Origin of the sequence: Microbacterium sp. 4NA327F11 (assembly GCF_005503465.1) — a bacterium.
In the GTDB taxonomy this organism is placed as follows: Bacteria; Actinomycetota; Actinomycetes; order Actinomycetales; family Microbacteriaceae; genus Microbacterium; species Microbacterium ginsengisoli.
Genome location: NZ_SCOB01000017.1, coordinates 32,864 through 57,809, shown reverse-complemented (window position 1 = coordinate 57,809; position 24,946 = coordinate 32,864). Strand labels below are relative to the sequence as shown.

The following is a 24,946-nucleotide window of genomic DNA, read 5'->3' as shown; positions in this document are numbered from 1 at the left end:
GGGTGAAGGGGTGGGGGGTGGGGGCGCGAAGCGCCCCCACCTCACGCGCGGCGGGGACGCCGCGCCGCGGTGACCAACACCACGCCGACGCCGAGGAGCAGCGCGCCCGCGGGCAGCCAGCCCGAGGCCGCCGCGCCGGTCTGCGCGAGCTCGACCGTCAGCGGGCTCCAGCCGAGCACGGCGCCGCTCGCGTCGACCACCGCGATGCGGTGATCGCCGGCCGGCAAGCCCGCCGGGATGGTGAACGACACCGAGCCGTCCAGCGCGACCACACCCACGCCGAGGTAGGTGGGGGTCGAGAAGATCCAGCCGTGCACGATCTTGCCCGCGTGCGCCGGATCGACCGCAATCGTCACGACCGAGCCGGCGACGGCAGATCCGGGGGCGGTGGCGCCGCCACGGTTCGCGTCGATCAGATCGCCCTCACCCGGGGCCGCAGGCACCGAGGCATCCGGTCCGCTCGGCGCGAGGCCGCCGGCACCACCCGAGCCGTCACCGGGGGTCCCGCCGCCCGACCCACCACCCGAGCCGTCGCCCGGCGTCCCGCCGCCCGATCCGTCGCCGGGGTCCGTGCCTCCGGGCACCGCAGTGCAGTCGATCGACCCCTCGCGCAGCGCGTGATCGTCGGTGCCGTTGTCGTCGGCGTAGAAGACCGGCTTCGTACCGTCGACGCACAGGTCGGCGGTCGCGAACGCGAAGCCCTCGTTCGCGATCGAGTCGAGCATCCCGGCCGGGTTCGCGTAGCGCTCCACGACCTGGAACGAACCCGCGTGCGGGCCCGAGTCCGCGATCTGCAGCATCGCCGCCTCGCCGTTGCACGCGTCGTCACACAGCGCCCACAGCTGATCTGACGCGGCGTCGTAGGCGACCTCGGCGACGACCCCGAGTCCGGGATCGATCGTCGCCACGAGCTTCGAGACGCCGCCGGGCAGAAGCGCCACGGCGTAGACCTTCGCGGTGCCCTCGACGCCGACGAAGAACAGGCCATCGCCGTGCCCCGCATACGACGCCGGACTGTAGGCGGCGAGCGTGCTCTCGTCGATCAGGCCGCCCGCGACGAGCGCCGCATCCGGGATCCAGGCGATCCCCTCGAGACCCGAGTTGGCACCGAGGCCGACCGGGAGGAAGGCGCTCAGGTTCCACTCGTCGGACGCGTTGAGGCTCGCACCGGCGCCGGTCACGTCGTAGCGCAGCACCGACGGACGGCCGACGTTCTTGTTCGAGTTGTCGCGCTCGGATGCCACATAGACACCACCCGCGGACGAGCCGCCCGCGATCGTGACGCCCTCGGAGTCGATCGCGCCGGTGCCGTCCGCGTAGTGCAGCACCGTGCCCGAGGATGCCGAGCCCGGCGCCGGAGCCCAGTCGGTGCCGGTCCACTGCAGCCGGAAGAGCGTGCCGCCGCCGTTGTTCACAGCCCACAGGGTTCCGCGCTCTCCGGTGCCGGATGCCTCGTACACGAGACCGCTGAGATCCTTGCCGTCGGGGGCGAACACCGTCGCGGACGTGTCGACGATGCGCACGTCGCCGCTGCCGGGCCACGGGCTCACCGACACCTCGCCGATGCAGGAGTTCGCCTCGCCCTTCGTGGGCGCGGCCGACACGGCGAAGGCTCCTCGCGGATCGGGGCAGCGGGCGTAGGTCGTCGCGGCGTGCGCCGTCCACGAGTACGTGTCGACGAGGTCCCCCGCAGGCGAGAAGAGCCGCGCGCTGTCCGCGGACCCGAGCCCGAACGCCGACTCGACGTCGAACGCCGCGTAGCCGAGCGCGGGGATCGTAGTGCCGACCGGGATCGTGAAGACATGGCTGTCGTCGTTGTCCTTCAGCACATAGCCGGAGGCGTCGACATCCGTGTTCGACAGGTTGACCAGCTCGATCCAGTCGCCGGGCGTGCCGCCGCTCGACTCGATCTCGCTCAGGCGCAGCGGCTGGCAGTCGTTCGCGGAACCCTGCGTCGACGAGAGCGTGGTGACGAACGCGCCCGTGCCATCGGGGCAGCGGCCGTAGGTCGTCGCGGCGTGCGCCGACCAGGTGTAGGAGTCGATGACCGTCGTGCCGTCCGGCAGGAACAGCCGCGCCGAGTCGGCCGAGCCGAGCCCCAACCCGTTCGCGACGTCGGTCTGGAACCACGTGTAGGCGCCCGGCTGCAGCGTCTGCGCGGGCACGAGCAGCGTGTGGCTGTCGTCGTTGTCACGGAAGATCCACCCGGTCAGGTCGACCGCCGCCGAACCGGTGTTGTAGAGCTCGACCCAGTCGCCCGGTGTGCCCCCGTTGGACTCGACCTCGTTGATGCGGATGTCTGCGGCCCCCGCCGGCGGCGGGCACTGGTTGGGCGCCCCCTTGGTCGCGGCATCGGTGTCGACGAAGGCGCCGATGCCGTCGGGGCAGCGCCCGTACGTCTCGTCGGCATGCGCCGTCCAGGAGTAGGAGTCGATCAGCGTCGAGCCGTCGCCGAGGTACAGCCGCGCCGAGTCGGCCTTGCCGAGCCCGTACGCGGTCTCGACGTCGAACGCCGCAGCGCTGTGCGCGGCGATCGTGGTGCCCGCCGGGATCTCGAACCGATGGGTGTCGTCGTTGTCCTTCAGCACGAGCCCCGCGGCATCCACCGGCGCATCGCCCGTGTTGTAGAGCTCGATCCAGTCGCCGGGGATTCCGCCATTGGATTCGACCTCGTTGATGACGAGAGTCGGCAGGGGCTCGACGGCGACCGCGGCGGCGGGCACGGCGGCGAGACCGGCGAAGGTGAGGGTGGCAGCGCACAGCGCCGCGAGACGTCGCATCGGACGGAGCTCCAATCGGGCGGATGCGGCCGGCTCATCGGTCGCGCTGGGCATCTTCACAGCCACGGGGCAACGGTCGGTGAACAGCGGGCGAACGGATGCCGCGGCCCGTCGCCCTGCAGCACGCCGATCGCTCGCGCACAACCCCCGTGCCGCGGCATCCCGGCGCTCGTACACTACGGATGGGGGCACGGAGGCCGAAGGGGGATCCGATGGTGACTGGTCTGGCGCAGGCGCTCGTCGCGGCCGGAGCCGTCGACGCGCAGGAGATCGCGGCGGACGTCGACAGGTTCGGGGACGGCACGGCGCTCGGGCGTGAACTGATCTCGCGCGGCGTCGTCAGCGAACGCACCCTCGCCGAGAGCGTCGCCGCGAGCACGGGCACCCGTTTCCTCGACCTCGCCGCGGTGACGATCGACCCGGCCGTGCTCGCGCTCGTGCCGAGCTCGCTGTGCCGTCGGTTCCAGCTGCTGCCGATCGAACGCAGCGCACACCGCCTCACCGTCGGGATCGTCGATCCGACCGACCTCGTCGCCCTCGACGACGTCTCGACCGCCACCGGCCTCGTCGTCGACCCGGTCGTCGTGGCGCGCGATGCGCTGCAGACAGTGTTCGGCCGGTTCCTGCGCTCCGACGAGGAGCTCACCGAGCTCTCCACCGTCATCGAAGGTGCGAGCACGGCGGCGCGCACGTCGTTCACCCTCTCCCTCGACGAAGGGGATGACGCGACCCCGGTCGTGCGCTTCGTGAACCTGCTGATCGCGCAGGCGATCACCGACCGCGCGAGCGACATCCACATCGAGCCGGGGGAGGCCGACCTCACTGTGCGCTTCCGGATCGACGGGGTGCTGCACGAGGTGCAGCGCGCCGACCGCACCATCCAGGACGGCGTGCTCTCCCGGTTGAAGATCATGGCGCAGATCGACATCGCCGAGAAGCGCCGCCCGCAGGACGGACGCATCTCGGTCACGCTCGAGGGCCGCACCGTCGACCTGCGCCTCGCGACCCTGCCGACGGTGTGGGGCGAGAAGGTCGTCATGCGCATCCTCGACACCAGCGAGCGCCGCGTCTCGATGGCCGAACTGCTGATGTCTCCCGGCAACGACGCCCGGTTCCGCGAGGCGATCCGCCGGCCGCACGGCATGGTGCTCGTCACCGGACCGACCGGGTCGGGCAAATCCACGACCCTCTATACGGCGCTCAGCGAGATCGCGTCGCCCGAGGTCAACGTCGTCACGATCGAGGACCCGGTCGAGTACCGGCTCCCGGGCATCAGCCAGATGCAGGTGAACCCTCGCGCCGGTCTCGGGTTCTCGACCGCGCTGCGGTCGATCCTGCGCGCAGACCCCGACGTGCTGCTGGTCGGCGAGATCCGCGACCGGGAGACCGCCATCACCTCGATCGAAGCGGCGCTCACCGGCCACCTCGTGCTCTCGACGATGCACACCAACGACGCGCCGAGCGCACTGACCCGGCTCGTCGAGATCGGCGCGGAGCCCTACCTCGTCGGCACCGCCCTCACCGCCGTCGTCGCCCAGCGTCTCGCGCGCCGCCTGTGCGTCGAGTGCCGCGAGCGGGCCGACCTCGACGACGAGACGCTGCAGTCCGCGGGGTTCGAGCGCCCCGAGCACGGCGTCGACGCGTTCTACCGTCCGGTCGGATGCCGCGCCTGCTCGTACACCGGATACCGCGGCCGGGTGGCGCTGCACGAGGTGATGACCCTCTCCGAGGACCTCGAGCAGCAGGTCGTCGGACGCAGCCGCGGTCGGGAGCTGCGAGACATCGCCCTCGCCCAGGGCATGGTGCCGCTGCGCGACGACGGCTGGGCGAAGGTCGTCGCCGGGATCACGACGATCGACGAGGTGCTGCGCGTCACCGCGTGAGGCCGCGGCATCCGATCAGGGCTCGCGACCGCTCACGCGCCGGCGGAGTGGTTCAGCTGCGCGTAGAGGTTGAAGACGGGCAGGTAGAGCGAGATCACCATGCCGCCGATGACGACACCGAGGATCACGATCAGCACGGGCTCGATCACCGCGGTCAACTGCTCGGTGGCCGACGCGACCTCGGCCTCGTAGAACGTCGCGATGCTGTCGAGCATCTCGGTGAGCGTGCCCGACTCCTCGCCGACGGACACCATCTGCGACACCATCGGAGGGAAGACGCCCGCCGCCGCGAGCGGCGCCGCCAGCGACTTGCCCTGCCGCACCGACTCCTTGACCTTCTCGAGTGCCGCGACGATCTTCACGTTGTTGGCCGCCTCGCCGACCGTGTCGAGCGCCTGCATCAACGGCACCCCCGCCTGCAGCATCATCGACAGGTTCCGGGCGAAGCGGGCCACCGCGATCTTCGTGTTCAGGGAGCCGAAGATCGGCAGGCGCAGCTTCCACGGATCGACGACGGCACGCACCCTCGGGGTGTTGCGGGAGCGCGTCCACCACACCGCACCGCCGATGAGGACGACGGCGAGCAGCGGAAGGATCCACACCATGTTGTGCGAGATCGTGACGAGGATCTGCGTGGGCACGGGAAGCTGCCCGCCGAGGTTCGCGAACATCTTCTCGAAGACCGGAACGATGAACGTCACCATGCCCAGCACCGCGAGCAAGGCCACCACCAGCACGACGGCCGGGTAGGTCGTCGCCGCCCTCACCTTGTCGCGCAGCTCGGCCTCGGACTTGTAGAAACGCGCGATGGACGTGAGCGACTCGGCGAGGAATCCGCCCGCCTCCCCCACCCGCACGAGACTCACCATCAGCGGCGCGAACGCCTTCGGCTGCCGGCTGAAGGCGAGAGAGAGGGATGCCCCGGACTCCACGTCCGCGACGACGCCCACGAGCGCCGCGCGCAGCGCCTTGTCGTCGGTCTGCTCGGTGAGGATCTCGAGAGTGCGCAGCAGCGGCAGCCCCGCCTCCGTGAGCGCCGCCATCTGACGGGTCATGAGCGCCAGCGCCTTGACCTTCACGCGACCCGACCCCGTGAGCGAGACCTCCCGCCGGAGCCCGGTGCGCGCCAGGGAGCGCACCTCGAGCGGGATGAGGCCCTGCGCGTGGATCTTGCCGACCGCGGCGGCCTCGTTCGCGGCATCCATCGTGCCCTTGACGACCGCCTCGTCGCCGGGCGCGACCGCCCGGTAGGAGAACCGCTCCAGCACCGGCATGGCTCACACCCCCCAGTTCGCGGGTCGCGCGACTCCGCCGCGCGTCGCCCACACCTCGTCGTCGAGGTCGGCGGGCACAGCCCGCGTCTTCTCGAGCGAACGCTGATCGACCGCGAACTGCTGCGCCAGCGACTTCTCGATGCGGCCGTCCTTCACAAGCTCGCGCAGGCTCTGGTCGAGCGTGTGCATCCCGAACTCCGACCCCGACTGCAAGGCGGAGTAGAGCTGCTGGATCTGCCCTTCCCGGATGAGGTTCGCGACCGCCGGGGTCTGCACCATCACCTCGGTGGCGAGCACACGCCCACCGCGCAGCCCCGGCAGGAGCGTCTGGCTGAGCACCCCCTGAAGGGTGTCCCCGAGCTGCGCGCGCACCTGATCGCGGCGTTCGGCAGGGAACACGTCGACGATGCGGTTGATGCTCTTCGCGGCCCCCTGGGTGTGAAGGGTCGCCAGCACGAGGTGCCCGGTCTCGGCGGCGGACAGCGCAACGGCGATCGACTCCGCGTCGCGCAGCTCGCCCAGCAGGATCACATCGGGGTCCTGCCGCAGCACGCGCCGCAGCGCCTCGCCGAACGACGCGGTGTCGGACCCGACCTCGCGCTGGTGGACGAGCGAGTGCCGGCTGGAGTGCACGAACTCGATCGGGTCCTCGATCGTGATGATGTGCGCGGCGCGCTCCCGGTTGATGATGTCGACCATCGCCGTGAGGGTCGCCGACTTGCCCGAGCCGGTCGGCCCCGTGACCAGCACGAGTCCCCGCGGCTTGAGCGCCAGGTCGCGCGCGATCTCCGGCACGCCGAGCGCCTTCAGCGACCGCACCTCGTCGGGGATGAGTCGCAGCGCGGCCGCGACATCCCCCATCTGGCGGAAGACGTTCACCCGGAACCGACCGATCCCCGCAGCGGAGTAGGCGAGGTCGACCTCACCGGCTACGGCGAACTGCTTTCGCTGCTCGGCCGTCATGATGCCGGCGAGCGCACCCTCCACCCAATCGCCGGGAAGCTCCTGTCCGAACCCCTGCACCTCGGTGAGGTCACCGTCGATGCGGCAGACCGCCGGCAGACCCCCCGTCAGGTGAACATCGGATGCCCCGGCATCGGCGGCGCTCGCGAGGATCGCATCGAGCGTGGGAAGCGTGATCGTGGTGGTCATCTGCGGGTCCTCACTGTTCCGTCTCGGCGAACGCGAGCGCGCTGACGGTGACCGTGAGCGCGCCGCCCGTCGACGAGCCCGTGCCCGTCTCGGTGGCACTCGTGCCGACGATCGCCAGCAGACGCGGGCCGGCGCGCAGCGCGTCGAGGAACGACGCCGCCTGGGCGGCATCCTTCGCTGTCACCGTGATCGCGATCGGCACCTGCAGTCGACCGACCGGCGCCGCGGTGGTGCCCGTCGCCGGTGTCGTGGCGGATGAGCCGGCACTGCCCGCCGTAGCCGTGTTCGCCGCATCGGCGGCCGCGACCTCGCTCGTGCGGGGAGCGAAGGCCACCGCGGGCGACGGCGTGATCGACGTGATCGTGACGCCCGCTGCCGATGCGGCCGTGGTGACGAGGTCCACCAGCTGGTCGACCCCCGCCGCCGACGGGATCTGCGTACGCAGCTGCGCGACGGCCTGGGTGAGCTGGGTGGTGTCCTTCGCCTGAGCGGCGAGCGCGTCGACCCGTACCTGCAGCTGGTCGTTCGTGGCGGCCGCGGCATCGGCCTGGCCGTGCACTCCCGTCGCGCTGAGATAGATCGGCAGCGCGACGAGGAAGACGCCCGCGGCCACGAGGACCACCGCGATCAGCGCGCCGAGCGCGGAGATGAGCCCCCTCGACATGTTCCTCATTTCCCCTCCTGCGAGAACTGGCCGGAGTACACCGACTGGTCGAAGACGACGTCGATCGTCACGTCGTACGTGGGCGCTGCCTGCGTCCCCGCCGTCGTCGACGACGTGACGTCGCCCGCGTCCGCTGCGAGCACGCCGGACACGCCCCGCAGCGCGCGGGCGAGGGACGCGGCATCCGCGGGGTTCGCGACGCTGACCGTGAGCGAGCCGCCCAGTCCGCGCTGCGCGGTGGTGCCTGCCTGCGGTTGGGCGCCGGCCGTGAGACTGAATCCGGTGACGGATGCCCCGGGCGTCAGGTGTGCGGAGATCGTGTCGAACACGGCGCCCCAGCGGATGTCGTAGCCGAGGGCATCGGCGCGGAACTGGGTCAGCTCGGTGCGGGTCGCCACGGCGGTCGCGACCGACTGGTAGCTCTGCGTCTCGGCGACGAGCTGCTGCGTGCGGGCCTGCTCCGACGCGAGCCTCGCCGAGCCCACCACGCTGTAGGCCACGGCGGCGGCGATGATCAGCACGACGACGACCGCGGTGCCCACCAGCGCACCGATCCAGCGTCGCCCGAGCCGCACGCGGGCCCGGCGCTCGACCTCTGCGGGCGGCAGCAGGTTGACCCGGGCGGCACCGCCGAGCACGAGGGTGTCGACGGCCGCGCTCATCGCTCGCCTCCGATCGTGAGTCCGATGGTCGAGACGAAGTCCGCGGCCCGGCGGGGCTCGGGCGGTTCACCGGGGAAGACCGCGAGGCGATCGATCGGCACCCGGTCGATGCTCTGGTCGAGGGCGGCGGCGAGCGCGGGGAGCACCCCCGGGTGCAGCGACCCGGCACCGCTCACGAGGACGCGCTCGACCGGCGCCGCACCGCTGCGCGCCGCGTAGAACTGCAGCGTGCTGCGCACCCGCTGCACGAGGTCGGGCGTCTCGTCGGCGGGCGCCAGCACGGCGGTGCGTCCCGCGCGCAACTCGGCGCGGGTGGCTCCGTCGTCGACGGCGGCGCCGATCCACTCGTTCTCGATCACCACCGGGGCCGACGCCGGGATCTCCGCCGGGAGGGTGCGCACGAACCGCGGCACCCCGTCCTGCACGATGGTCACCGTCGTCGTGTGCTCGCCGATGTGCAGCAGCGCGACCGTCTCCCCGGGCGCCGCGACCGCCGGGGCGATCCGGGCGAGGGCGAACGCCGTGAGATCGACGGATGCCGCGACGATCCGCGAGCGCTCGAGCACCCGCAGCAGCTCATCGATCGGTTCGGCGATCGCCGCGACGACCAACCCGCGCACGAGTGAGTCGACGTGATCGATCGCGTAGAAGTCCAGCACGGCCTGGTCCACGGGCACCGGCAGCACATCCTGCACCTCGAACGGGAGCGACTGCATGATCGCGGTGCGCGAGGTGAGCGGCGTCGCATACTCGCGCACCAGGATGCGCCGACTCGTGAGACCCAGCACCACCTTCTTGTGCGAGATGCGGCTGCGCACCCAGAGCTGGTCGAGGGCGAGCGTGAGCGCTGCGGCGTCGATCACCTCGGAGTCCTCCGCCACCCCTTCGGGCAGCGGCACCTCCCCCCAGGCCACGACGCGCGGCGTCGCCCCCGGCGCCACCTCGACCGCGCGCACGTGCGACTGAGCGATCTCGAGCCCGACCACTGTCTGTGCGGTCATTCGTCCTCCCCCGTTCCGGCGCGCACCGACATGCGCGCACGTCCACCCCTGTGATTCATGACGTGTAGACCCCCAGATACATCCGGGTCAGCTGTGCGCCGACCACGATCCCCGTCCATGCGCCGAGGAGCATCCACGGCCCGAACGGGATGCGACTGGCCCGCGAACCCCGCCGGCTGAGCAGCAGCGCGACGCCGAAGATCCCGCCCCAGAGGAAGCCCGTGAACGCGCCGACGACGAGCGGCCCCCAGCCGAGCCAGGCCAGGTACCAGCCGAGCAGGCCCGCGAGCTTCACGTCGCCGCCTCCCATGCCGTCGGGCCGGATCAGCCACAGCAGCAGATAGAAGGTGTACAGCGCGGCCATGCCGATCGTCGCCCGCACGATGGGCCACAGGTCGTGGCCGACGAGGGTCGACAGCGCGAGCAGCACGATCGCGACGCCGTACGAGGGCAGCACGATCCCGTCGGGCAGTCGACGCACGTCGACATCGATGAGCGCGAGGGCGACAGTGATCGCGGCGAGATAGAGGAACGCCGCGAGCGCGAGCCACCACGAGGCATCGCCCGCCTGCGGGACGACGACGGCCACCGACGCGACCAGCGCGAATCCCAGGGCGGTCGCAGCCTCGACGAGCGGGTAGCGCGGCGAGATCGCCGAGCCGCAGTGCGCGCAGCGTCCGCGAAGTGCCACCCACGAGAGCACGGGGACGTTCTGCTGCCACCGGATCGGCACGTCGCACGTCGGGCACGCGCTCGCCCGCAGCAGTGAGACACCGGCGGGCACGCGGTAGACGACGACGTTCAGGAACGATCCCACGACGAGACCGAGCACGCCGGCGACGACGATCACGAACACCTGTGCGGCGACACTCATGGCGACACCTCCACCTGGGCGATCGCCTTCGCGGTCGTGAACGATCCGATCGGCGTGCCGGTCGCGGCATCCGTCGCCTTGCACCCGAACTGGATGTTCGGGTTCACGGTCATGGGGGCGCAGATGACCTGCTTGAGGGTGTTGCCGACGATCGTCCAGTTGGTCGTGGGCACGATGAACTGGCCCGTGATCGTGCTCGCGGCGTTGCCGAGCCCGAGCAGGCTCGCCGCGCACGGGCTGTAGACCATCAGCCGGAAGTTCGTCGACGTGGGGACGGCGCTGAGCAGGTTCGTCACGGCGCCCCGCCCGGCGCAGTCGGGCACGCCGTTCGCGATGTTGTCGACCTGCACCAGGAAGAGCTGGCGCGGGTTCGCGGCGGTCGCCGTCGTGGATCCCTGGATCGCCAACGTGTTGATGGTGTTGGTCACCAGCAGCACGGTGTCCTGCGGCACGTTCGTGATCGACAGCAGGAACGAGGGCGAGAACGCGCACGCCGTCGCGTTGATGACGATGGGCGCGGTCGCCGCCGAGATGGCCGAGTTGATCGACGACGCCGAGCAGGAGTCCCCGGTGAAGGTCGCGTATGCCGTCCACGCGCTGCCGGTGTACCTGCTCCAGTTGGTCGACGCGTTGAGGTCTACCCAGGCCGACTGCGCCAGCAGCTGCGCCTGGCTGGGCGAGAACGCCGGCTGCGGCGCCGAGGACGAGTTCGGCACCTGCGAGGTGGGGCCGAGGGTGCCGCACGGGATGATCAGGCAAAGCACCCCGAGGGACGTGTTCACCGTGACGGTGCCGGTGGCCTGCGCCTTCCCGCCCACCTTCCACGCCTTGATCGAGATCGTGCCGCGCGCGGTGACGTCGCCGCCCACGGTGCCGGCGTACGTGCCGAGCAGGGACAGGTTGATGGCGGTGTCGAGGGTGACGTTGCCGCCCGAGTGGATGCCGCCGCCCACCGACAGCCCGAGCGGCAGTCCCGGGAGGGAGAGGGTCGTCAACGGCACGAGACTCACGTTGCCGAGGGCGGTGATGTCTCCCGTGATGATCGAGACCGCGCTCACCGAGCCGACCGTGACCGTGCTGTTCACGACCGACAGACTCGCGGTGACGGTGCCGCTCGCGTAGACGCTGCCCTGGATGATGCAGCCCGCCCCGATGGTGACGTTGCCGGCCAGGACGTAGACGTTGCCGGAGATCGTGGTCGCGTTGCACGCGAAGTCGCCGGAGCGCACCACCAGGTCACCGCCGGTGAAGTTGCTCAGCAGCGGGGAGAACCCGTTGTTGATGTAGCCGAGGGAGTCGGTCTTCACTGTGCTGCCCGCCCACGGGTAGACAGCATCGACGGCCGTGGTGGCGCCCGACGGCGAGGTGCCGACGGCGTGCACGAGGACGAAGGTGCTGGTGATCGTGGGGCAGGCGGCCGCGCCGAGCGCGGTGCTGCGGGAGGGCTGTACGGTGCTGGTGGTCGAGAACACCGAGTACGAGTACGTGTAGGTGCCCGCGGTGCCCGCGTAGGTGCCGGTGCCGGTCGTGCTGCAGCCGGCCGTGCCGGCGGATGCCGCGGCCAGCATCGCGACCGCCGCGTCGCGGCCCGACTCGGCCGCCGTGAAGGCCTGCAGGCTCGAGGCGCTGCGCTGATTCTGCGTGATCGCGAAGATGCTGACTCCGGCGATCGTGACGGCGACGACGAAACCGACCAGCATCACCACGACGACGGCGACGAGCGAGGCGCCGTCGTCTCCGAGGCGGGCGCGCGGGGCGCGGGCAGAACGAGGGATCACCAGCACGGGTTCACCCCCGCGGAGGCGGGCACGGTCGAGGTGCGCACGGTTTCGGTGCCGGTGAAGGCCACGGGCGCACCCGCGGTCGTGACGCGGAAGCTGTAGCTGACGGCCGTCGAGGTGGCCGTGAAGTACGCGGTGGAGCCGATCTGCGCCGCTCCGGTCTGCCACACCGGCCAGGTGGATGCCGCGGGCAGCACCGCCGAGCCCGCCGTCGCGGTCATGCGCAGCGCACCGGAGCCGTCGACGGTGTACCCCTGGCACACCGCCGCGCCGCCGAGACCGGTCCACACCGAGAGCGTGGAACCGCTGCCGGTGACCCGGAACGCGTAGGCGTTGCGCATGGCCTTCTCGATCCCTTCGGTGAAGACGGTTCCGCGGGTGGTGGCCTGGCCGACCGTGGTGGCGTTCGCCTGGGCGGTCCAGGTGTTCACCAGAACACCGGCGAGGCCCCCGACCACGAGCAGTGTGAGGGCGGAGTACAGGATGAGTTCGACGAGGGTCATCCCGTCGTCGCCACGTGCCGCCCCGTCGCGCATCAGCCGGTGACGTAGACGAGCGCCGTGGAGCTCGTGAGCGTCGACGTACCGCTGGTCGCGGTGACCGAGACGTGCGCGAGAGTCGGACACGTTGCTCCTGTCAGGTTGTCGATCGTTCCCGTGACGGTCAGCGAGCGTCCTCGACCGTCCGAGAACGTCTGCGCCTGAAGCGCCTGGGCGAGGCCCGCACAGGTGGTCTGCTGACGGGCGGAGTCGATCATCTGGCTGACCTCACGGGTGGAGGTCGCCACCGACGACTGGGTGGCGGTCGCCTGCAAGCCCATGACGAGGGCCGGCAGGATCGCGATCGCGACGAGCCCGAGCAGGACGACGGCGACGACCACCTCGACGAGGCTGAAGCCGCCGTCGTCCTGGCTGCGGGTCATGGCGACCTCAGCAGCCGGGGCCGGACTTGCTCGCGGAGGCCGCCGGGCCGGTGACGGTGACGCAGAAGGTGTCGAGCGTGGTCCCCGTGGACGTGATCGTGTACGTGCCGCCGTTCTTCAGGTTGTCGAAGAAGGTGGTGCCGATCGCCGTACCCTGGGCGAGCGCTGTAGCCGCCTGCGTCGCGCCGTTCGCCGCGACGGTGTTCTGGGCGTTCTGCGTCGCCGTGGCCTGGATGCCCAGGAACACCGGGATCGCGATCGCGACCAGGATGCCGAGGATCGCGACGACCACGATCAGCTCGATGAGGGAGAACCCCTCGTCTTCGCCCTGCTCTCCGGAGCGCCGCCACTTCGCCGCGGCGACGTAGTGGTTCAGTGTTGCGTGCATTTCTTGCTCCCCAATTCGTTTGACGCATGTTCCGCGCACGGTTGATGCCCAAACTCCCCTCATCAACCGTCATTGGCGGATAGGAGATCGATCCGCGGATGCGGATCCCCCACACACATGTTCTGCGCGGGAACGGACTTTTCCCAAGGCCTTGCGGAAGCCTAAAGGTGCCGCTAAATTCGTGCGTTTGCGTATGACACTCGGTCTCATCCGAGGGGACACCGGGAACGACGGAGCCCCGCTCGCCGACAGGCGAGCGGGGCTCCATGGGGGTGGGTCGGGGCATCCGCCCCGGACGTCACTTGGTGATCAGCGCGGCGAAGTCGCTCGGGCTCGACGGGATCGAGTTGTTCGAGATGACCGAGCCGTTGATGGCGATCGTCGGGGTGCCGATGCCGGTCGACCCAGGCTGCGTCGGCGTCTTCTTCGTGATGTAGCCCACGTACTGCGTGTAGGTGTTGCCGGCGATGCACGAGGCGGAGTTCGTCGCCCCCGCCTGCTGTGCGTAGGCGGCGATCTCATCGTTGCTCAGGCCCGCGCCCGACGACTCGGACGGCTGGTTCTGGTACATCGTCTGCATGAACGTGTAGAGCTTGTCGTAGTCGTTGATCGCGACGCAGTACATCGCGCTGGCGGCGCGGGTCGAGTACTGCTGGTTGGATGCGGCGGCGCTGGCCGTCACCCGGTCGAGGATCGAGATCGGGTGGATGTTGAGGGTGATCGTGTTCGCGGTCACGAGCGACTGGATCTCCGAGCCGTACGTCGACTCGAAGGACTGGCAGATCGGGCACTGCAGGTCGATCCACGTGTCGAGGGTCTTCGAGCCGGTGCCGACGGAGATCGCGCCCGTGTCGGTGTTGATGTGGGCGGCGGTGGGCAGGGTTCCGGGGCTGCTCTTGTCGGCGTTCATCCACACCACAGCACCGGCCACGGCGCCGATCACGACGACGACAGCCACCGTCACCCAGATCGCGAACCAGTTCGTTTTTCGAGCAATAGCGGCCATCACGTCAGTCGTATCCGTTCTCTTGTGGTCGCAGAGGACTTCTCTGGTGCGGCGACGCGTCCGTCAGGGAATCGGGACCGGGGTGACTCCGAAAGGGGCAAGCCCGGCGGCGCCGCCGTCGGGTGCGGTGAGCACCCACAGACCATAATCATGGACGGCCACGCTGTGTTCCCAGTGTGAGCCGTCTGATCCGTCGATCGTGGTCACCGTCCAGTCGTCGTCCTCGACGTAGGTGGCCTCTCCCCCGGCGACCACCATCGGCTCGATGGCGAGCACGAGACCCGGTTCGACAGCCGGGCCGGCATCGGGCGTGCGGTAGTTGAACAGGCTCGGCGACTCGTGCATCTTGCGTCCGATCCCGTGGCCGACGTACTCGCGCAGGATGCCGTAGCCGTGACCTGCCCCGACGATGTGATCTTCGATCGCGCCGCTCACATCGCGGAGCGTCTGCGCGGACGCGAGTGCCGCGATGCCCGCCCACATCGAGCCCTCGGTCACCCGTGACAGCTCGGTGCGCGATGCCACGAGGTCGGGGCGCGCCTCATCGGGCACGACGATCGTGATCGCCGAGTCGCCGTTCCAGCCCCGGAACTCCGCGCCCGCGTCGATCGAGACGATGTCGCCCGGCTCGAGCACGCGCTCCCCCGGGATGCCGTGCACGACCTGGTCGTTCACCGAGATGCAGGTCGTATGACGGTAGCCGCGCACCAGCTGGAAGTTCGATCGCGCGCCACGGCCCGTGATGACAGCGGATGCCGCGGCATCCAGCTCTGCCGTCGTGACGCCGGGGCGTACGAGCTCCCGCGCCGCCTGCAGCGCCGCCGCCGTGATCAGGCCGGGCTCGACCATCGACCTCAGCTGGGCCGGGGTCTTGTAGATCGAACGGCGCAGCACGCTCAGCCCTGGGGAGTGAGCCCGCGAGCCACCAGCGCGGTCACGATGCGCTCGGTGATCTCGTCGAGCGTTCCCACACCGTCGATCGAGACCACGAGGCCCCGCTCGCCGTAGACACCGAGAATTGGCGCGGTCTCGTTCTCGTAGATCGACAGCCGGTGCGCGATCACCTCGGCGGTGTCGTCGGTGCGACCCTGCTCCGCGGCGCGCGTGATGAGCCGGTCGATGCTCTCCTGGCGGGGCACGCTCAGCTCGATGACGGCGTCGAGCTGCTCGTCGCGCGACTCGAGGAACGCGTCAAGGTCGTTCACCTGACCGAGATTGCGCGGGTAGCCGTCGAGGAGGAACCCGGGCGCGGCGTCGTCCTGCGCGAGACGCTCGCGCACGACGGCGCTCGTGACCTCATCGGGAACCAGGTTCCCCGCCTCGATGATCGCCTTGACCTCGACACCGAGCGGCGTCTGGTCGCGGATGGCGGCGCGGAACGTGTCGCCCGTGGAGATCGCCGGCACGCCGAACGCCTCCGCGATGCGCACGCCCTGCGTGCCCTTGCCCGACCCCTGCGGGCCGACGATCAGGAGGCGTGCGGTCATCGCAGGAGCCCTTCGTAGTGACGCTGCTGCAGCTGGGCGTCGATCTGCTTCACCGTCTCCAGCCCCACGCCGACCATGATCAGGATCGAGGTGCCGCCGAACGGGAAGTTCTGATTCGCGCTGACCGTCGCCAGGGCTATGAGGGGGATGAGCGCGACGAGACCCAGATAGATCGAGCCGGGCAGGGTGATGCGCGTGAGCACGTAGTCGAGGTACTCGGCCGTCGGACGCCCGGCACGGATGCCGGGGATGAAGCCGCCGTACTGCTTCATGTTGTCGGCGACGTCCTCGGGGTTGAAGGTGATCGCGACGTAGAAGTACGTGAACCCGACGATGAGCAGGAAGTAGAGCGCCCAGTAGAGCGGGTGGTCGCCCTTCGTCAGATAGTTCTGGATCCACAGCACCCAGTCGGGCGGCGTCGTGCCCGCCGCGCCCTGGTTGAACTGGGCGATGAGCGCGGGGATGTACAGCAGCGACGAGGCGAAGATCACCGGCACGACGCCGGCCATGTTGACCTTGATCGGGATGTAGGTGTTCGTGCCGCCGTACGTGCGGCGACCGACCATGCGCTTGGCGTACTGCACCGGGATGCGACGCTGCGACTGTTCGACGAACACCACCAACCCGATGATGATGATGCCCACGAGCAGCACCAGCAGGAACACCTCGAAGCCGCGGGTCTGCCAGATCGACCACATCGCCGCGGGGAAGGTCGCCGCGATCGAGGTGAAGATCAGCAGGGACATGCCGTTGCCGATGCCCTTCTCGGTGACGAGCTCGGCGAACCACATGATGAGACCGGTGCCGGCGGTCATCGTGAGGATCATGAGCGCCTGCGCCCACCAGGCGTCGTTCGTGAGCAGCTGGTTGCACGCCGCGACGCCGGTCGTTCCGAACAGCTGGCCCGAGCGGGCGACGGTCACGAGCGTCGTGGACTGCAGCAGCGCGAGCGCGATCGTCAGGTAGCGCGTGTACTGCGTCAGACGCGCCTGGCCCGACTGGCCCTCCTTGTAGAGGGTCTCGAAGTGCGGGATGACCACGCGCAGCAGCTGCACGATGATCGTGGCCGTGATGTACGGCATGACACCCAGCGCGAAGATCGACAGCTGCAGCAGCGCGCCACCCGAGAACAGGTTGACGAGCGAGAGCAGACCCTGGGTGCCCGAGGCATCCGCGAGACACGACTGCACGTTCGAGAAGTCGACGAACGGCGAGGGGATGTGCGCACCCAGGCGGTAGACGACGATGATCCCCAGGGTGAACGCGATCTTGCGACGCAGGTCGGGCGTGCGCAGAACGCGCGCGATAGCGCTGAACACGTGGATGTCCTCCAGAACGGGATGCCGGCGCGCGCCGCGCGCACAGAGTCCCAGGTTATCCCACAGCCGCCGCAGAGCAGACGGCGGAGGTTGCGAGGGAATGCGAACAGGGGCCGGAGCATGCTCCGACCCCTGTCTGCGACTTACTTGACGCTGCCGCCCGCGGCGACGATCTTCTGCTCGGCCGAGCCGGAGACCTTGTCGACGGTGACGTTCAGCGCCACCTCGAGGTCACCATCGCCCAGGACCTTCACCTTCTCGTTCTTGCGCACGGCACCCTTGGCGACGAGGTCGCTGATGGTGACATCACCACCCGACGGGTAGAGCTCGGCGAGCTTGGAGAGGTTCACGACCTGGTACTCGACGCGGAACGGGTTCTTGAACCCGCGCAGCTTCGGCGTACGCATGTGCAGAGGCATCTGGCCGCCCTCGAAGCCCTGACGGACCTGGTAGCGGGCCTTCGTGCCCTTGGTACCACGGCCCGCGGTCTTACCCTTCGAGCCCTCACCGCGACCGACACGGGTCTTCGCGGTGTTGGCGCCGGGGACCGGACGCAGGTGGTGCACCTTCAGGACGCCGGGACGCGAGGTCGCGACATCCTTCTTCTCGGCGGCCTTCGGCGCGGCCTTGGCGGCCGGCTTCTTGGCGGGGGCCTTCTCGGCAGCCGGCTTGGCGGCGGCCTTCTCGGCGGCGGGCTTGTCCGCAGCCTTCGCGGCGGGCTTGCGAGCCGGCGCCTTGGGCGCCTTCTCCTCGGCCTTCTCGTTGGCGTTCTCAGCCATCAGTCGAGCTCCTCAACCTTCACGAGGTGAGCGACGGCACGCACGTAGCCGCGGGTCTGAGCGTCATCGGGGCGAACAACGGAGTCGCCGATGCGCTTGAGACCGAGGCTGCGCAGCGTGTCACGCTGGTTCTGCTTCTCGCTCACCTTGGACTTGATCTGGGTGACCTTCAGACGTGCGGACATCAGGCACCTACCTTCTGTGCGGCCGCAGCCTCGGCCTCGGCACGCACCAGACGCGCGGGGGCGACCTGGTCGAAGTCGAGACCACGACGGGCGGCGACGTGACGCGGCTCCTCGAGCTGCTTCAGCGCCTCGACGGTCGCGTGCACGATGTTGATCGTGTTCGACGAGCCGAGCGACTTCGACAGCACGTCGTGGATGCCGGCGCACTCGAGCACCGCACGCACCGGACCACCGGCGATAACACCGGTACCGGCGGCGGCGGGACGCAGCAGCACCACACCGGCGGCCGCCTCACCCTGCACCGGGTGCGGGATGGTCGAGCCGACGCGGGGCACGCGGAAGAAGTTGCGCTTGGCCTCTTCGACACCCTTCGAGATGGCGAGCGGGACCTCGCGGGCCTTGCCGTAGCCCACACCCACGACGCCGTTGCCGTCACCGACGACGACGAGCGCGGTGAAGCTGAAGCGGCGTCCGCCCTTGACGACCTTCGACACGCGGTTGATCGTCACGACGCGCTCGAGGAACTGGCTCTCCGAACGGTCGCGCGAGTTGCGGTCGCGGTTGGGGTTGCGCTCGCGACCGCCGCGGCGGGGCTCGCGCTCGCGCGCGGCGTCGGCCTGCTCGGGGGCGGCCTGCGCGGTGGCGTCAGTCACTTCGGTCTCCTTGTTGTCACTCACAGGTTCAGCCCCCCTTCACGGGCGCCGTCGGCGATCGCCGCGACGCGACCCGCGTAGCGGTTGCCACCGCGGTCGAACACGGCGTCGGCGACACCGGCGGCCTTGGCGCGCTCGGCGACGAGCTCGCCGACCTTGCGCGCCTTGGCGGTCTTGTCACCCTCGAACGAGCGCAGGTCGACCTCGAGCGTCGAGGCGGATGCCACGGTGTGGCCCTTGCTGTCGTCGACGAGCTGCACGAACACGTGGCGCGCAGACCGGGTGACGACCAGGCGCGGACGCGCCTCGGTGCCCACGACCTTCTTGCGCAGACGCGCGTGACGGCGCGAGCGCGAGGCGGACTTGGAAGTCGTAGCCATGGTTACTTACCAGCCTTTCCGGCCTTGCGCCGAACGACCTCGCCGGCGTAGCGCACACCCTTGCCCTTGTAGGGCTCGGGCTTGCGGATCTTGCGGATGTTGGCGGCCACCTCGCCGACGGCCTGCTTGTCGATGCCACTGACTGTGAGCTTGTTGTTGCCCTCGACGGTGAACGTGATGCCGGCCGGCGGGTCGACGAGGACCGGGTGCGAGAAGCCGAGGGCGAACTCGACCGAGGAGCCCTTCTGGGCCACGCGGTAACCGGTGCCGACGACCTCGAGGCCCTTGGAGTAGCCCTGGGTCACGCCGACGATGTTGTTGCTGATGAGCGTGCGGGTCAGGCCGTGGAGCGACCGCGACTCGCGCTCGTCATCGGGGCGGGTGACGAGAACCTGGTTCTCCTCGACCTTGACCTCGATGGGGCGGGCCACGGCGAGCGTGAGCTCGCCCTTGGGGCCCTTGACCGCGACATCCTGGCCCTCGACGGTCACAGTGACGCCGGCGGGGATGTCGATGGGAAGACGTCCGATACGAGACATGTCAGGTCACCACACGTAGGCGAGGACTTCCCCACCCACGCCCTTCTGCTCAGCCTGGCGGTCCGTGAGGAGGCCCGAGGAGGTGGACAGGATGGCGACGCCGAGTCCGCCGAGCACCTTGGGAAGCTCGGTCGACTTGGCGTACACGCGCAGGCCGGGCTTCGACACGCGCTTGATGCCGGCGATCGACCGCTCGCGGTTCGGGCCGTACTTCAGCGTGAGGGTGAGGGTCTGGCCCACGCGAGCCTCAGCGACGCCCCAATCCGAGATGTAGCCCTCCTGCTTGAGGATCTCGGCGATGTGCGTCTTGAGCTTCGAGCTCGGCAGCGAGACGGCGTCGTGGTGAGCCGAGTTCGCGTTGCGCAGACGGGTCAGCAGGTCTGCGACCGGGTCTGTCATCGTCATGAGTGTTGTTTCCTTTGTTCACCAGGTTTCGAGGAGCCGTACACGGCACTCGACCTGTGGTGGATGGGTGTTACGCCTGGGCGTCCGCTCCGCGGAACGGGAAGCCGAGGTGACGCAGGAGCGCACGGCCCTCGTCGTCGGTGGACGCGGTGGTGACGATCGTGATGTCGAAACCACGCACGCGGTCGATGCGGTCCTGGTTGATCTCGTGGAAGACCGACTGCTCCTGCAGACCGAACGTGTAGTTGCCGTGACCGTCGAACTGCTTGTCCGAGAGGCCGCGGAAGTCGCGGATGCGGGGCAGGGCGAGGTTCACCAGGCGGTCGATGAACTCCCACGCGCGGTCGCCGCGCAGGGTGACGTGGGCACCGATGGCCTGGCCCTCGCGCAGCTTGAACTGCGCGATGGACTTGCGGGCCTTGGTGACGATCGGCTTCTGGCCGGTGATCTTGGTGAGGTCGTCGACCGCACCATCGATCACCTTGCTGTCACGAGCCGCCTCACCGACACCGGTGTTGACGACGACCTTCACGAGGCCGGGAATCTGCATGACGTTCGCGTACTGGAACTCTTCCTGCAGCTTCTTCTGGATCTCGTTCTTGTAGATCTGCTTCAGGCGGGGCTGGATCTTGCCAGCCGCCGCGGCAGTAGCGGTGCTCATCAGAGGTCCTTACCTGACTTCTTCGCGTAGCGGACGCGCACGGTGCGCTTCACGCCGTCCTTGACCTTCTCCTCCACGCGGTGGCCCACGCGGGTCGGCTTCTTGGTCGAGGGGTCGACCAGCGCGACGTTGGAGATGTGGATGGGGGCTTCGACGGTCTCGATGCCACCCGTCTTGGTGCCGCGGTCGGTCTGGCCGACGCGGGTGTGCTTGGTGACGTAGTTCACGCCTTCGACGATGACGCGGTTCTGCTCGACGAGGACCTCGAGGACCTTGCCCTGCTTGCCGCGGTCTCCGCCGCGCTCGGGCTTGGCGCCCGAGATGACCTGAACCAGGTCACCCTTCTTGATGTTCGCCATGATCAGATGACCTCCGGGGCGAGCGAGACGATCTTCATGAACTTCTTGTCGCGAAGCTCACGACCGACCGGGCCGAAGATGCGGGTGCCGCGGGGCTCCCCGTCGTTCTTCAGGATCACGGCGGCGTTCTCGTCGAACTTGATGTACGAACCGTCGGGACGACGGGTCTGCTTGACGGTGCGGACGACGACGGCCTTGACCACGTCGCCCTTCTTGACGTTTCCACCGGGGATCGCGTCCTTGACCGTGGCGACGATCACGTCGCCCAGGCCCGCGTAACGCCGGTTGGAGCCGCCCAGCACACGAATCGTCAGCAGCTCCTTGGCGCCGGTGTTGTCGGCGACCTTGAGGCGGGACTCGTTCTGAATCACTTCTTACTCCTTGGGTTCCAAGCAGCCGCGAGGGCTTACTTGGCCTTCTCGAGGATCTCGACCAGGCGCCAGCGCTTGGTGGCGCTGAGCGGACGGGTCTCGTTGATGAGGACCAGGTCGCCGATGCCGGCGGAGTTCGCCTCGTCGTGCGCCTTGACCTTCGAGGTGCGGCGGATGACCTTGCCGTAGAGCGGGTGCTTCACGCGGTCCTCGACCTCGACGACGATCGTCTTGTCCATCTTGTCGCTGACGACGTAGCCGCGGCGCGCCTTGCGGTAACCGCGCGCGCCCTCCTCGCGGACATCGTGGGCGCCGTGCTCGACGACCTCGGTCGCCTCAGCGGTCTTCTTCGTGGTGGCCATCACTCAGCCTCTCCTTCGGCGGGAGCCGGGGCATCCTCGGTCTTCTTCGCCTTGCTCTTGCTGGCCTTCTTCGCCGGAGCCGCGGCCACCGGGGTGGCACGGATACCGAGCTCGCGCTCGCGGATCACGGTGTAGATGCGGGCGATGTCGCGCTTCACGGCGCGGATGCGGCCGTGGCTCTCGAGCTGGCCGGTGGCCGACTGGAAGCGCAGGTTGAACAGCTCCTCCTTGGCCTTGCGGAGCTCCTCAACGAGGCGCTCGTTCTCGAACGTGTCGAGCTCGCTCGGGGCGAGCTGCTTGGTGCCGACAGCCATTACGCGTCGCCCTCCTCGCGCTTGATGATTCGTGCCTTGAGAGGCAGCTTGTGGATGGCCCGCTGGAGGGCCTCGCGAGCGAGCTGCTCGTTGACGCCGGCGACCTCGAAGAGGACACGGCCCGGCTTGACGTTGGCGACCCACCACTCCGGCGAACCCTTACCGGAACCCATGCGGGTTTCGGCCGGCTTCTTGGTGAGCGGACGGTCGGGGTAGATGTTGATCCACACCTTGCCGCCACGCTTGATGTGACGAGTCATCGCGATACGAGCGGACTCGATCTGACGGTTGGTCACGTAGGCGGGGGTCAGAGCCTGGATGCCGAACTCACCGAACGACACCTTCGTGCCGCCGGTCGCCTGGCCATCGCGCCCCGGGTGGTGCTGCTTGCGGTACTTGACCTTGCGGGGGATGAGCATTATGCCGACGCTCCTTCTGCCACGGGGGCCTCGTTGCGGGGACCGCGACGACGGTCGCCGCCGCGGTCATCGCGACCACGGGGGGACTTCGGCGCGTTCGCCTGCTCGCGAGCGAGTTCCTTGTTGGTGAGATCGCCCTTGTAGATCCAGACCTTCACACCGATGCGGCCGAACGTGGTCTTGGCCTCGTAGAAGCCGTAGTCGATGTTCGCGCGCAGCGTGTGCAGCGGCACCCGACCCTCGCGGTAGAACTCCGACCGGCTCATCTCCGCGCCGCCGAGGCGGCCCGAGACCTGGATCCGGATGCCCTTGGCGCCGGCGCGCTGGGCGCCCTGCAGACCCTTGCGCATCGCGCGACGGAACGCCACACGAGCCGAGAGCTGCTCGGCGATGCCCTGAGCGACGAGCTGGGCGTCGGCCTCGGGGTTCTTGACCTCGAGGATGTTGAGCTGGATCTGCTTGCCGGTGAGCTTCTCGAGGTCGGCACGGATGCGCTCGGCCTCGGCGCCGCGGCGACCGATCACGATGCCCGGGCGGGCGGTGTGGATGTCGACGCGCACGCGGTCACGGGTGCGCTCGATCTCGATGTTGCTCACACCGGCACGGTCGAGGCTCGTGAGGAGCAGCTTGCGGATCTTGATGTCCTCGGCCACGTAGTCGGCGTAACGCTGACCCGGCTTCGTCGAGTCGGAGAACCACCGCGACACGTGGTCGGTGGTGATGCCGAGGCGGAAGCCGTACGGGTTGACCTTCTGTCCCATTACTTGCTCGCCTTCTTCGCAGCGGCCGAGGTCTCGGCGACCTCGGGGGTCGAGAGCACGACCGTGATGTGGCTCGTGCGCTTCTTGATCTGGAAGGCACGGCCCTGCGCGCGGGCCTGGAAACGCTTGAGCGTCGTGCCCTCGTCGACGTACGCGTTCTTCACGTACAGGTCCTGCTCGTCCAGGTACTCGTTAAGCTGGTCGGCCTTCACGCGAGCGTTCGCGACAGCCGAGGCGACGAGCTTGTAGATCGGCTCGGACGCACTCTGCGGCGCGAACTTCAGGATGGCGAGGGCCTCACCGGCCTGCTTGCCCTTGATGAGCGCGACGACACGACGAGCCTTCTGAGGGGTCACGCGGATGTGCTTCACGCGTGCGATGGATTCCACCATGTTCTCTCCTCCTCTTTCTCTCTCCAGGAGCGCCCCCGCGTCAGCGGCGGCGACCCTTCTTGTCGTCCTTCTCGTGGCCGCGGAAGGTGCGGGTGGGCGCGAACTCGCCCAGCTTGTGGCCGACCATGGTCTCGGTCACGAACACAGGGATGTGCTTGCGACCGTCGTGCACGGCGATCGTGTGCCCGAGCATGGCCGGGATGATCATCGAGCGACGCGACCAGGTCTTGATGACGTTCTTCGAACCCGCCTCGTTCTGCGAGACAACCTTGCGAAGCAGGTGCTCGTCGACGAAGGGGCCCTTCTTCAGACTGCGTGGCATCTTCTTGACTCCTACTTGCGCTTCTTGCCGGCGGTGCGACGGCGGACGATGTACTTGTCGCTTTCCTTGTTGGCGTGACGGGTACGACCCTCCGCCTGACCCCACGGCGTGACGGGGTGACGACCACCGGACGTCTTGCCCTCACCACCACCGTGCGGGTGGTCGACCGGGTTCATCGCGACACCACGGACGGTGGGACGCACGCCGAGCCAGCGCTTGCGGCCCGCCTTGCCCCAGTTGATGTTCGACTGCTCGGCGTTGCCGACCTCGCCGATCGTGGCGCGGCAGCGTGCGTCGACGTTGCGGATCTCACCCGAGGGGAGACGCAGCTGGGCGTAGGGGCCGTCCTTCGCGACGAGACGCACACCGGCGCCGGCCGAGCGGGCGAGCTTCGCGCCGCCGCCCGGGCGCAGCTCGATGGCATGCACGACGGTACCGGTGGGGATGTTGCGCAGCGGCAGGTTGTTGCCGGGCTTGATGTCGGCCGCGGGACCGGACTCGATCACGTCGCCCTGCTGCAGCTTGTTCGGGGCGAGGATGTAACGCTTCTCGCCGTCGACGTAGTGCAGGAGCGCGATGCGCGCGGTGCGGTTGGGGTCGTACTCGATGTGAGCGACCTTCGCGTTGATGCCGTCCTTGTCGTTGCGACGGAAGTCGATGACGCGGTACTGACGCTTGTGGCCACCACCGATGTGACGGGTGGTGATGCGGCCCTGGTTGTTGCGGCCACCGGTCTTGGCGAGCGGGCGCAGCAGCGACTTCTCCGGCGTCGAACGCGTGATCTCGGCGAAGTCGGCGACCGACGAGCCGCGACGACCGGGGGTCGTGGGCTTGTACTTGCGAATAGCCAT

At 69.1% G+C, this 24,946-nt stretch carries 32 protein-coding genes; 1 reads left to right on the top strand and 31 read right to left on the bottom strand.

Translation table 11 applies throughout. The annotated features are described in order from the left end of the window. Window positions 1-41: 41 nt before the first annotated feature. Window positions 42-2,846 carry a lamin tail domain-containing protein gene (locus tag FFS51_RS11385; RefSeq protein WP_171006168.1) on the bottom strand — a complete coding sequence of 935 codons (2,805 nt, stop codon included), beginning with the start codon at window positions 2,844-2,846 and terminating at the stop codon, window positions 42-44. A gap of 146 nt (window positions 2,847-2,992) precedes the next feature. Here FFS51_RS11385 and FFS51_RS11375 point away from each other — a divergent pair, with 146 nt between their 5' ends. Further along, complete coding sequence (locus FFS51_RS11375) at window positions 2,993-4,663, top strand: GspE/PulE family protein (protein ID WP_045246781.1); 1,671 nt, start codon at window positions 2,993-2,995, stop codon at window positions 4,661-4,663. Window positions 4,664-4,695: 32 nt separating this feature from the next. On the opposite strand, the gene FFS51_RS11370 is transcribed toward FFS51_RS11375, so the two are convergent. The 30 genes from FFS51_RS11370 to rplB form a co-directional block, all read right to left on the bottom strand. Next, the gene (locus FFS51_RS11370; RefSeq protein ID WP_048809274.1) at window positions 4,696-5,937 is read right to left on the bottom strand and encodes a type II secretion system F family protein; all 1,242 of its coding nucleotides are present in this window, start codon (window positions 5,935-5,937) and stop codon (window positions 4,696-4,698) included. A 3-nt stretch (window positions 5,938-5,940) separates the two neighbouring features. After that, a complete protein-coding gene (locus FFS51_RS11365; RefSeq protein WP_048809275.1) occupies window positions 5,941-7,089 on the bottom strand; it encodes a type IV pilus twitching motility protein PilT in 1,149 nt (382 codons plus the stop codon). Between the two features lie 10 nt (window positions 7,090-7,099). Beyond that, a complete protein-coding gene (locus FFS51_RS11360) occupies window positions 7,100-7,753 on the bottom strand; it encodes a type 4a pilus biogenesis protein PilO (protein ID WP_045246782.1) in 654 nt (217 codons plus the stop codon). A 5-nt stretch (window positions 7,754-7,758) separates the two neighbouring features. Next, window positions 7,759-8,415, bottom strand: coding sequence for a PilN family protein (locus tag FFS51_RS11355; protein WP_045246783.1), 657 nt, complete (start codon window positions 8,413-8,415; stop codon window positions 7,759-7,761). Then, entirely contained in the window at window positions 8,412-9,416 is a 1,005-nt protein-coding gene (pilM, locus tag FFS51_RS11350; RefSeq protein WP_048809277.1) for a type IV pilus biogenesis protein PilM, read from the bottom strand. The genes FFS51_RS11355 and pilM overlap by 4 nt, the downstream gene beginning before the upstream one ends. Before the next feature lie 55 nt (window positions 9,417-9,471). Then, a complete protein-coding gene (locus FFS51_RS11345; RefSeq protein WP_045246785.1) occupies window positions 9,472-10,290 on the bottom strand; it encodes a prepilin peptidase in 819 nt (272 codons plus the stop codon). After that, window positions 10,287-12,074 carry a bactofilin family protein gene (locus FFS51_RS11340; protein WP_137878395.1) on the bottom strand — a complete coding sequence of 596 codons (1,788 nt, stop codon included), beginning with the start codon at window positions 12,072-12,074 and terminating at the stop codon, window positions 10,287-10,289. The genes FFS51_RS11345 and FFS51_RS11340 overlap by 4 nt, the downstream gene beginning before the upstream one ends. Continuing rightward, entirely contained in the window at window positions 12,065-12,574 is a 510-nt protein-coding gene (locus tag FFS51_RS11335) for a hypothetical protein (RefSeq protein WP_056207452.1), read from the bottom strand. The genes FFS51_RS11340 and FFS51_RS11335 overlap by 10 nt, the downstream gene beginning before the upstream one ends. Before the next feature lie 32 nt (window positions 12,575-12,606). Further along, window positions 12,607-12,993 (bottom strand): prepilin-type N-terminal cleavage/methylation domain-containing protein, encoded by a 387-nt coding sequence (locus FFS51_RS11330; RefSeq protein WP_045246788.1) that lies wholly within the window; start codon window positions 12,991-12,993, stop codon window positions 12,607-12,609. 7 nt (window positions 12,994-13,000) lie between these two features. Further along, a complete protein-coding gene (locus FFS51_RS11325; RefSeq protein ID WP_171006167.1) occupies window positions 13,001-13,381 on the bottom strand; it encodes a pilus assembly FimT family protein in 381 nt (126 codons plus the stop codon). A 298-nt stretch (window positions 13,382-13,679) separates the two neighbouring features. Then, window positions 13,680-14,387, bottom strand: a complete 708-nt coding sequence (locus FFS51_RS11320; RefSeq protein ID WP_045246789.1) for a DsbA family protein — start codon at window positions 14,385-14,387, stop codon at window positions 13,680-13,682. A 63-nt stretch (window positions 14,388-14,450) separates the two neighbouring features. Next, window positions 14,451-15,236 (bottom strand): type I methionyl aminopeptidase, encoded by a 786-nt coding sequence (gene map / locus FFS51_RS11315; RefSeq protein ID WP_249352713.1) that lies wholly within the window; start codon window positions 15,234-15,236, stop codon window positions 14,451-14,453. A gap of 47 nt (window positions 15,237-15,283) precedes the next feature. Further along, a complete protein-coding gene (locus FFS51_RS11310; protein ID WP_045246790.1) occupies window positions 15,284-15,874 on the bottom strand; it encodes an adenylate kinase in 591 nt (196 codons plus the stop codon). Next, the gene (secY, locus tag FFS51_RS11305) at window positions 15,871-17,193 is read right to left on the bottom strand and encodes a preprotein translocase subunit SecY (RefSeq protein ID WP_045246791.1); all 1,323 of its coding nucleotides are present in this window, start codon (window positions 17,191-17,193) and stop codon (window positions 15,871-15,873) included. The genes FFS51_RS11310 and secY overlap by 4 nt, the downstream gene beginning before the upstream one ends. Before the next feature lie 143 nt (window positions 17,194-17,336). Further along, window positions 17,337-17,972 (bottom strand): 50S ribosomal protein L15, encoded by a 636-nt coding sequence (gene rplO / locus FFS51_RS11300; RefSeq protein ID WP_048809280.1) that lies wholly within the window; start codon window positions 17,970-17,972, stop codon window positions 17,337-17,339. Next, window positions 17,972-18,157 carry a 50S ribosomal protein L30 gene (gene rpmD, locus FFS51_RS11295; protein WP_045246792.1) on the bottom strand — a complete coding sequence of 62 codons (186 nt, stop codon included), beginning with the start codon at window positions 18,155-18,157 and terminating at the stop codon, window positions 17,972-17,974. The genes rplO and rpmD overlap by 1 nt, the downstream gene beginning before the upstream one ends. After that, window positions 18,157-18,810 (bottom strand): 30S ribosomal protein S5, encoded by a 654-nt coding sequence (gene rpsE, locus FFS51_RS11290; RefSeq protein WP_052672000.1) that lies wholly within the window; start codon window positions 18,808-18,810, stop codon window positions 18,157-18,159. Before rpsE ends, rpmD begins: the two co-directional genes overlap by 1 nt. A gap of 20 nt (window positions 18,811-18,830) precedes the next feature. After that, window positions 18,831-19,190 (bottom strand): 50S ribosomal protein L18, encoded by a 360-nt coding sequence (gene rplR / locus FFS51_RS11285; RefSeq protein ID WP_045246794.1) that lies wholly within the window; start codon window positions 19,188-19,190, stop codon window positions 18,831-18,833. A 2-nt stretch (window positions 19,191-19,192) separates the two neighbouring features. Continuing rightward, the gene (gene rplF / locus FFS51_RS11280) at window positions 19,193-19,729 is read right to left on the bottom strand and encodes a 50S ribosomal protein L6 (RefSeq protein WP_045246795.1); all 537 of its coding nucleotides are present in this window, start codon (window positions 19,727-19,729) and stop codon (window positions 19,193-19,195) included. A gap of 6 nt (window positions 19,730-19,735) precedes the next feature. Next, window positions 19,736-20,134 (bottom strand): 30S ribosomal protein S8, encoded by a 399-nt coding sequence (gene rpsH, locus FFS51_RS11275; RefSeq protein ID WP_045246796.1) that lies wholly within the window; start codon window positions 20,132-20,134, stop codon window positions 19,736-19,738. Window positions 20,135-20,204: 70 nt separating this feature from the next. After that, on the bottom strand, window positions 20,205-20,795 hold the full coding sequence (rplE, locus tag FFS51_RS11270; RefSeq protein ID WP_045246797.1) for a 50S ribosomal protein L5: 591 nt from the start codon (window positions 20,793-20,795) through the stop codon (window positions 20,205-20,207). Further along, window positions 20,795-21,154 (bottom strand): 50S ribosomal protein L24, encoded by a 360-nt coding sequence (rplX, locus tag FFS51_RS11265; RefSeq protein WP_045246798.1) that lies wholly within the window; start codon window positions 21,152-21,154, stop codon window positions 20,795-20,797. The genes rplE and rplX overlap by 1 nt, the downstream gene beginning before the upstream one ends. 2 nt (window positions 21,155-21,156) lie before the next feature. After that, window positions 21,157-21,525 carry a 50S ribosomal protein L14 gene (gene rplN / locus FFS51_RS11260; RefSeq protein ID WP_045246799.1) on the bottom strand — a complete coding sequence of 123 codons (369 nt, stop codon included), beginning with the start codon at window positions 21,523-21,525 and terminating at the stop codon, window positions 21,157-21,159. A gap of 35 nt (window positions 21,526-21,560) precedes the next feature. Further along, window positions 21,561-21,887, bottom strand: coding sequence for a 30S ribosomal protein S17 (rpsQ, locus tag FFS51_RS11255; protein WP_045246800.1), 327 nt, complete (start codon window positions 21,885-21,887; stop codon window positions 21,561-21,563). Further along, window positions 21,887-22,201, bottom strand: a complete 315-nt coding sequence (gene rpmC / locus FFS51_RS11250; RefSeq protein WP_045246801.1) for a 50S ribosomal protein L29 — start codon at window positions 22,199-22,201, stop codon at window positions 21,887-21,889. The genes rpsQ and rpmC overlap by 1 nt, the downstream gene beginning before the upstream one ends. After that, window positions 22,201-22,620, bottom strand: coding sequence for a 50S ribosomal protein L16 (gene rplP, locus FFS51_RS11245; protein WP_045246802.1), 420 nt, complete (start codon window positions 22,618-22,620; stop codon window positions 22,201-22,203). The genes rpmC and rplP overlap by 1 nt, the downstream gene beginning before the upstream one ends. Continuing rightward, a complete protein-coding gene (rpsC, locus tag FFS51_RS11240; protein WP_045246803.1) occupies window positions 22,620-23,381 on the bottom strand; it encodes a 30S ribosomal protein S3 in 762 nt (253 codons plus the stop codon). The genes rplP and rpsC overlap by 1 nt, the downstream gene beginning before the upstream one ends. Continuing rightward, window positions 23,381-23,773 carry a 50S ribosomal protein L22 gene (gene rplV / locus FFS51_RS11235; RefSeq protein WP_045246804.1) on the bottom strand — a complete coding sequence of 131 codons (393 nt, stop codon included), beginning with the start codon at window positions 23,771-23,773 and terminating at the stop codon, window positions 23,381-23,383. The genes rpsC and rplV overlap by 1 nt, the downstream gene beginning before the upstream one ends. Window positions 23,774-23,813: 40 nt before the next feature. After that, a complete protein-coding gene (gene rpsS / locus FFS51_RS11230) occupies window positions 23,814-24,095 on the bottom strand; it encodes a 30S ribosomal protein S19 (protein ID WP_045246805.1) in 282 nt (93 codons plus the stop codon). 11 nt (window positions 24,096-24,106) lie between these two features. After that, window positions 24,107-24,946 carry a 50S ribosomal protein L2 gene (rplB, locus tag FFS51_RS11225; RefSeq protein ID WP_045246806.1) on the bottom strand — a complete coding sequence of 280 codons (840 nt, stop codon included), beginning with the start codon at window positions 24,944-24,946 and terminating at the stop codon, window positions 24,107-24,109.

Coding starts and splice junctions, on each gene's coding strand:
- FFS51_RS11365 (WP_048809275.1), bottom strand. CDS start 7,089: ATGACCACCACGATCACGCTTCCCACGCTCGATGCGATCCTCGCGAGC.
- FFS51_RS11335 (WP_056207452.1), bottom strand. CDS start 12,574: ATGACCCTCGTCGAACTCATCCTGTACTCCGCCCTCACACTGCTCGTG.
- FFS51_RS11345 (WP_045246785.1), bottom strand. CDS start 10,290: ATGAGTGTCGCCGCACAGGTGTTCGTGATCGTCGTCGCCGGCGTGCTC.
- rplO (WP_048809280.1), bottom strand. CDS start 17,972: ATGGCTGAGAACGCCAACGAGAAGGCCGAGGAGAAGGCGCCCAAGGCG.
- rpsS (WP_045246805.1), bottom strand. CDS start 24,095: ATGCCACGCAGTCTGAAGAAGGGCCCCTTCGTCGACGAGCACCTGCTT.
- rplX (WP_045246798.1), bottom strand. CDS start 21,154: ATGGCGAACATCAAGAAGGGTGACCTGGTTCAGGTCATCTCGGGCGCC.
- rpsH (WP_045246796.1), bottom strand. CDS start 20,134: ATGACGATGACAGACCCGGTCGCAGACCTGCTGACCCGTCTGCGCAAC.
- rplF (WP_045246795.1), bottom strand. CDS start 19,729: ATGTCTCGTATCGGACGTCTTCCCATCGACATCCCCGCCGGCGTCACT.
- FFS51_RS11370 (WP_048809274.1), bottom strand. CDS start 5,937: ATGCCGGTGCTGGAGCGGTTCTCCTACCGGGCGGTCGCGCCCGGCGAC.
- rplB (WP_045246806.1), bottom strand. CDS start 24,946: ATGGCTATTCGCAAGTACAAGCCCACGACCCCCGGTCGTCGCGGCTCG.
- rpsC (WP_045246803.1), bottom strand. CDS start 23,381: ATGGGACAGAAGGTCAACCCGTACGGCTTCCGCCTCGGCATCACCACC.
- FFS51_RS11355 (WP_045246783.1), bottom strand. CDS start 8,415: ATGAGCGCGGCCGTCGACACCCTCGTGCTCGGCGGTGCCGCCCGGGTC.
- rpmD (WP_045246792.1), bottom strand. CDS start 18,157: ATGTCCGCACGTCTGAAGGTCACCCAGATCAAGTCCAAGGTGAGCGAG.
- rpsQ (WP_045246800.1), bottom strand. CDS start 21,887: ATGGCCACCACGAAGAAGACCGCTGAGGCGACCGAGGTCGTCGAGCAC.
- map (WP_249352713.1), bottom strand. CDS start 15,236: ATGGTCGAGCCCGGCCTGATCACGGCGGCGGCGCTGCAGGCGGCGCGG.
- FFS51_RS11310 (WP_045246790.1), bottom strand. CDS start 15,874: ATGACCGCACGCCTCCTGATCGTCGGCCCGCAGGGGTCGGGCAAGGGC.
- FFS51_RS11375 (WP_045246781.1), top strand. CDS start 2,993: ATGGTGACTGGTCTGGCGCAGGCGCTCGTCGCGGCCGGAGCCGTCGAC.
- rplP (WP_045246802.1), bottom strand. CDS start 22,620: ATGCTCATCCCCCGCAAGGTCAAGTACCGCAAGCAGCACCACCCGGGG.
- rpmC (WP_045246801.1), bottom strand. CDS start 22,201: ATGGCTGTCGGCACCAAGCAGCTCGCCCCGAGCGAGCTCGACACGTTC.
- FFS51_RS11330 (WP_045246788.1), bottom strand. CDS start 12,993: ATGACCCGCAGCCAGGACGACGGCGGCTTCAGCCTCGTCGAGGTGGTC.
- rplV (WP_045246804.1), bottom strand. CDS start 23,773: ATGGTGGAATCCATCGCACGCGTGAAGCACATCCGCGTGACCCCTCAG.
- rplE (WP_045246797.1), bottom strand. CDS start 20,795: ATGAGCACCGCTACTGCCGCGGCGGCTGGCAAGATCCAGCCCCGCCTG.
- rplR (WP_045246794.1), bottom strand. CDS start 19,190: ATGGCTACGACTTCCAAGTCCGCCTCGCGCTCGCGCCGTCACGCGCGT.
- FFS51_RS11320 (WP_045246789.1), bottom strand. CDS start 14,387: ATGGCCGCTATTGCTCGAAAAACGAACTGGTTCGCGATCTGGGTGACG.
- pilM (WP_048809277.1), bottom strand. CDS start 9,416: ATGACCGCACAGACAGTGGTCGGGCTCGAGATCGCTCAGTCGCACGTG.
- FFS51_RS11325 (WP_171006167.1), bottom strand. CDS start 13,381: ATGCACGCAACACTGAACCACTACGTCGCCGCGGCGAAGTGGCGGCGC.
- FFS51_RS11360 (WP_045246782.1), bottom strand. CDS start 7,753: ATGTCGAGGGGGCTCATCTCCGCGCTCGGCGCGCTGATCGCGGTGGTC.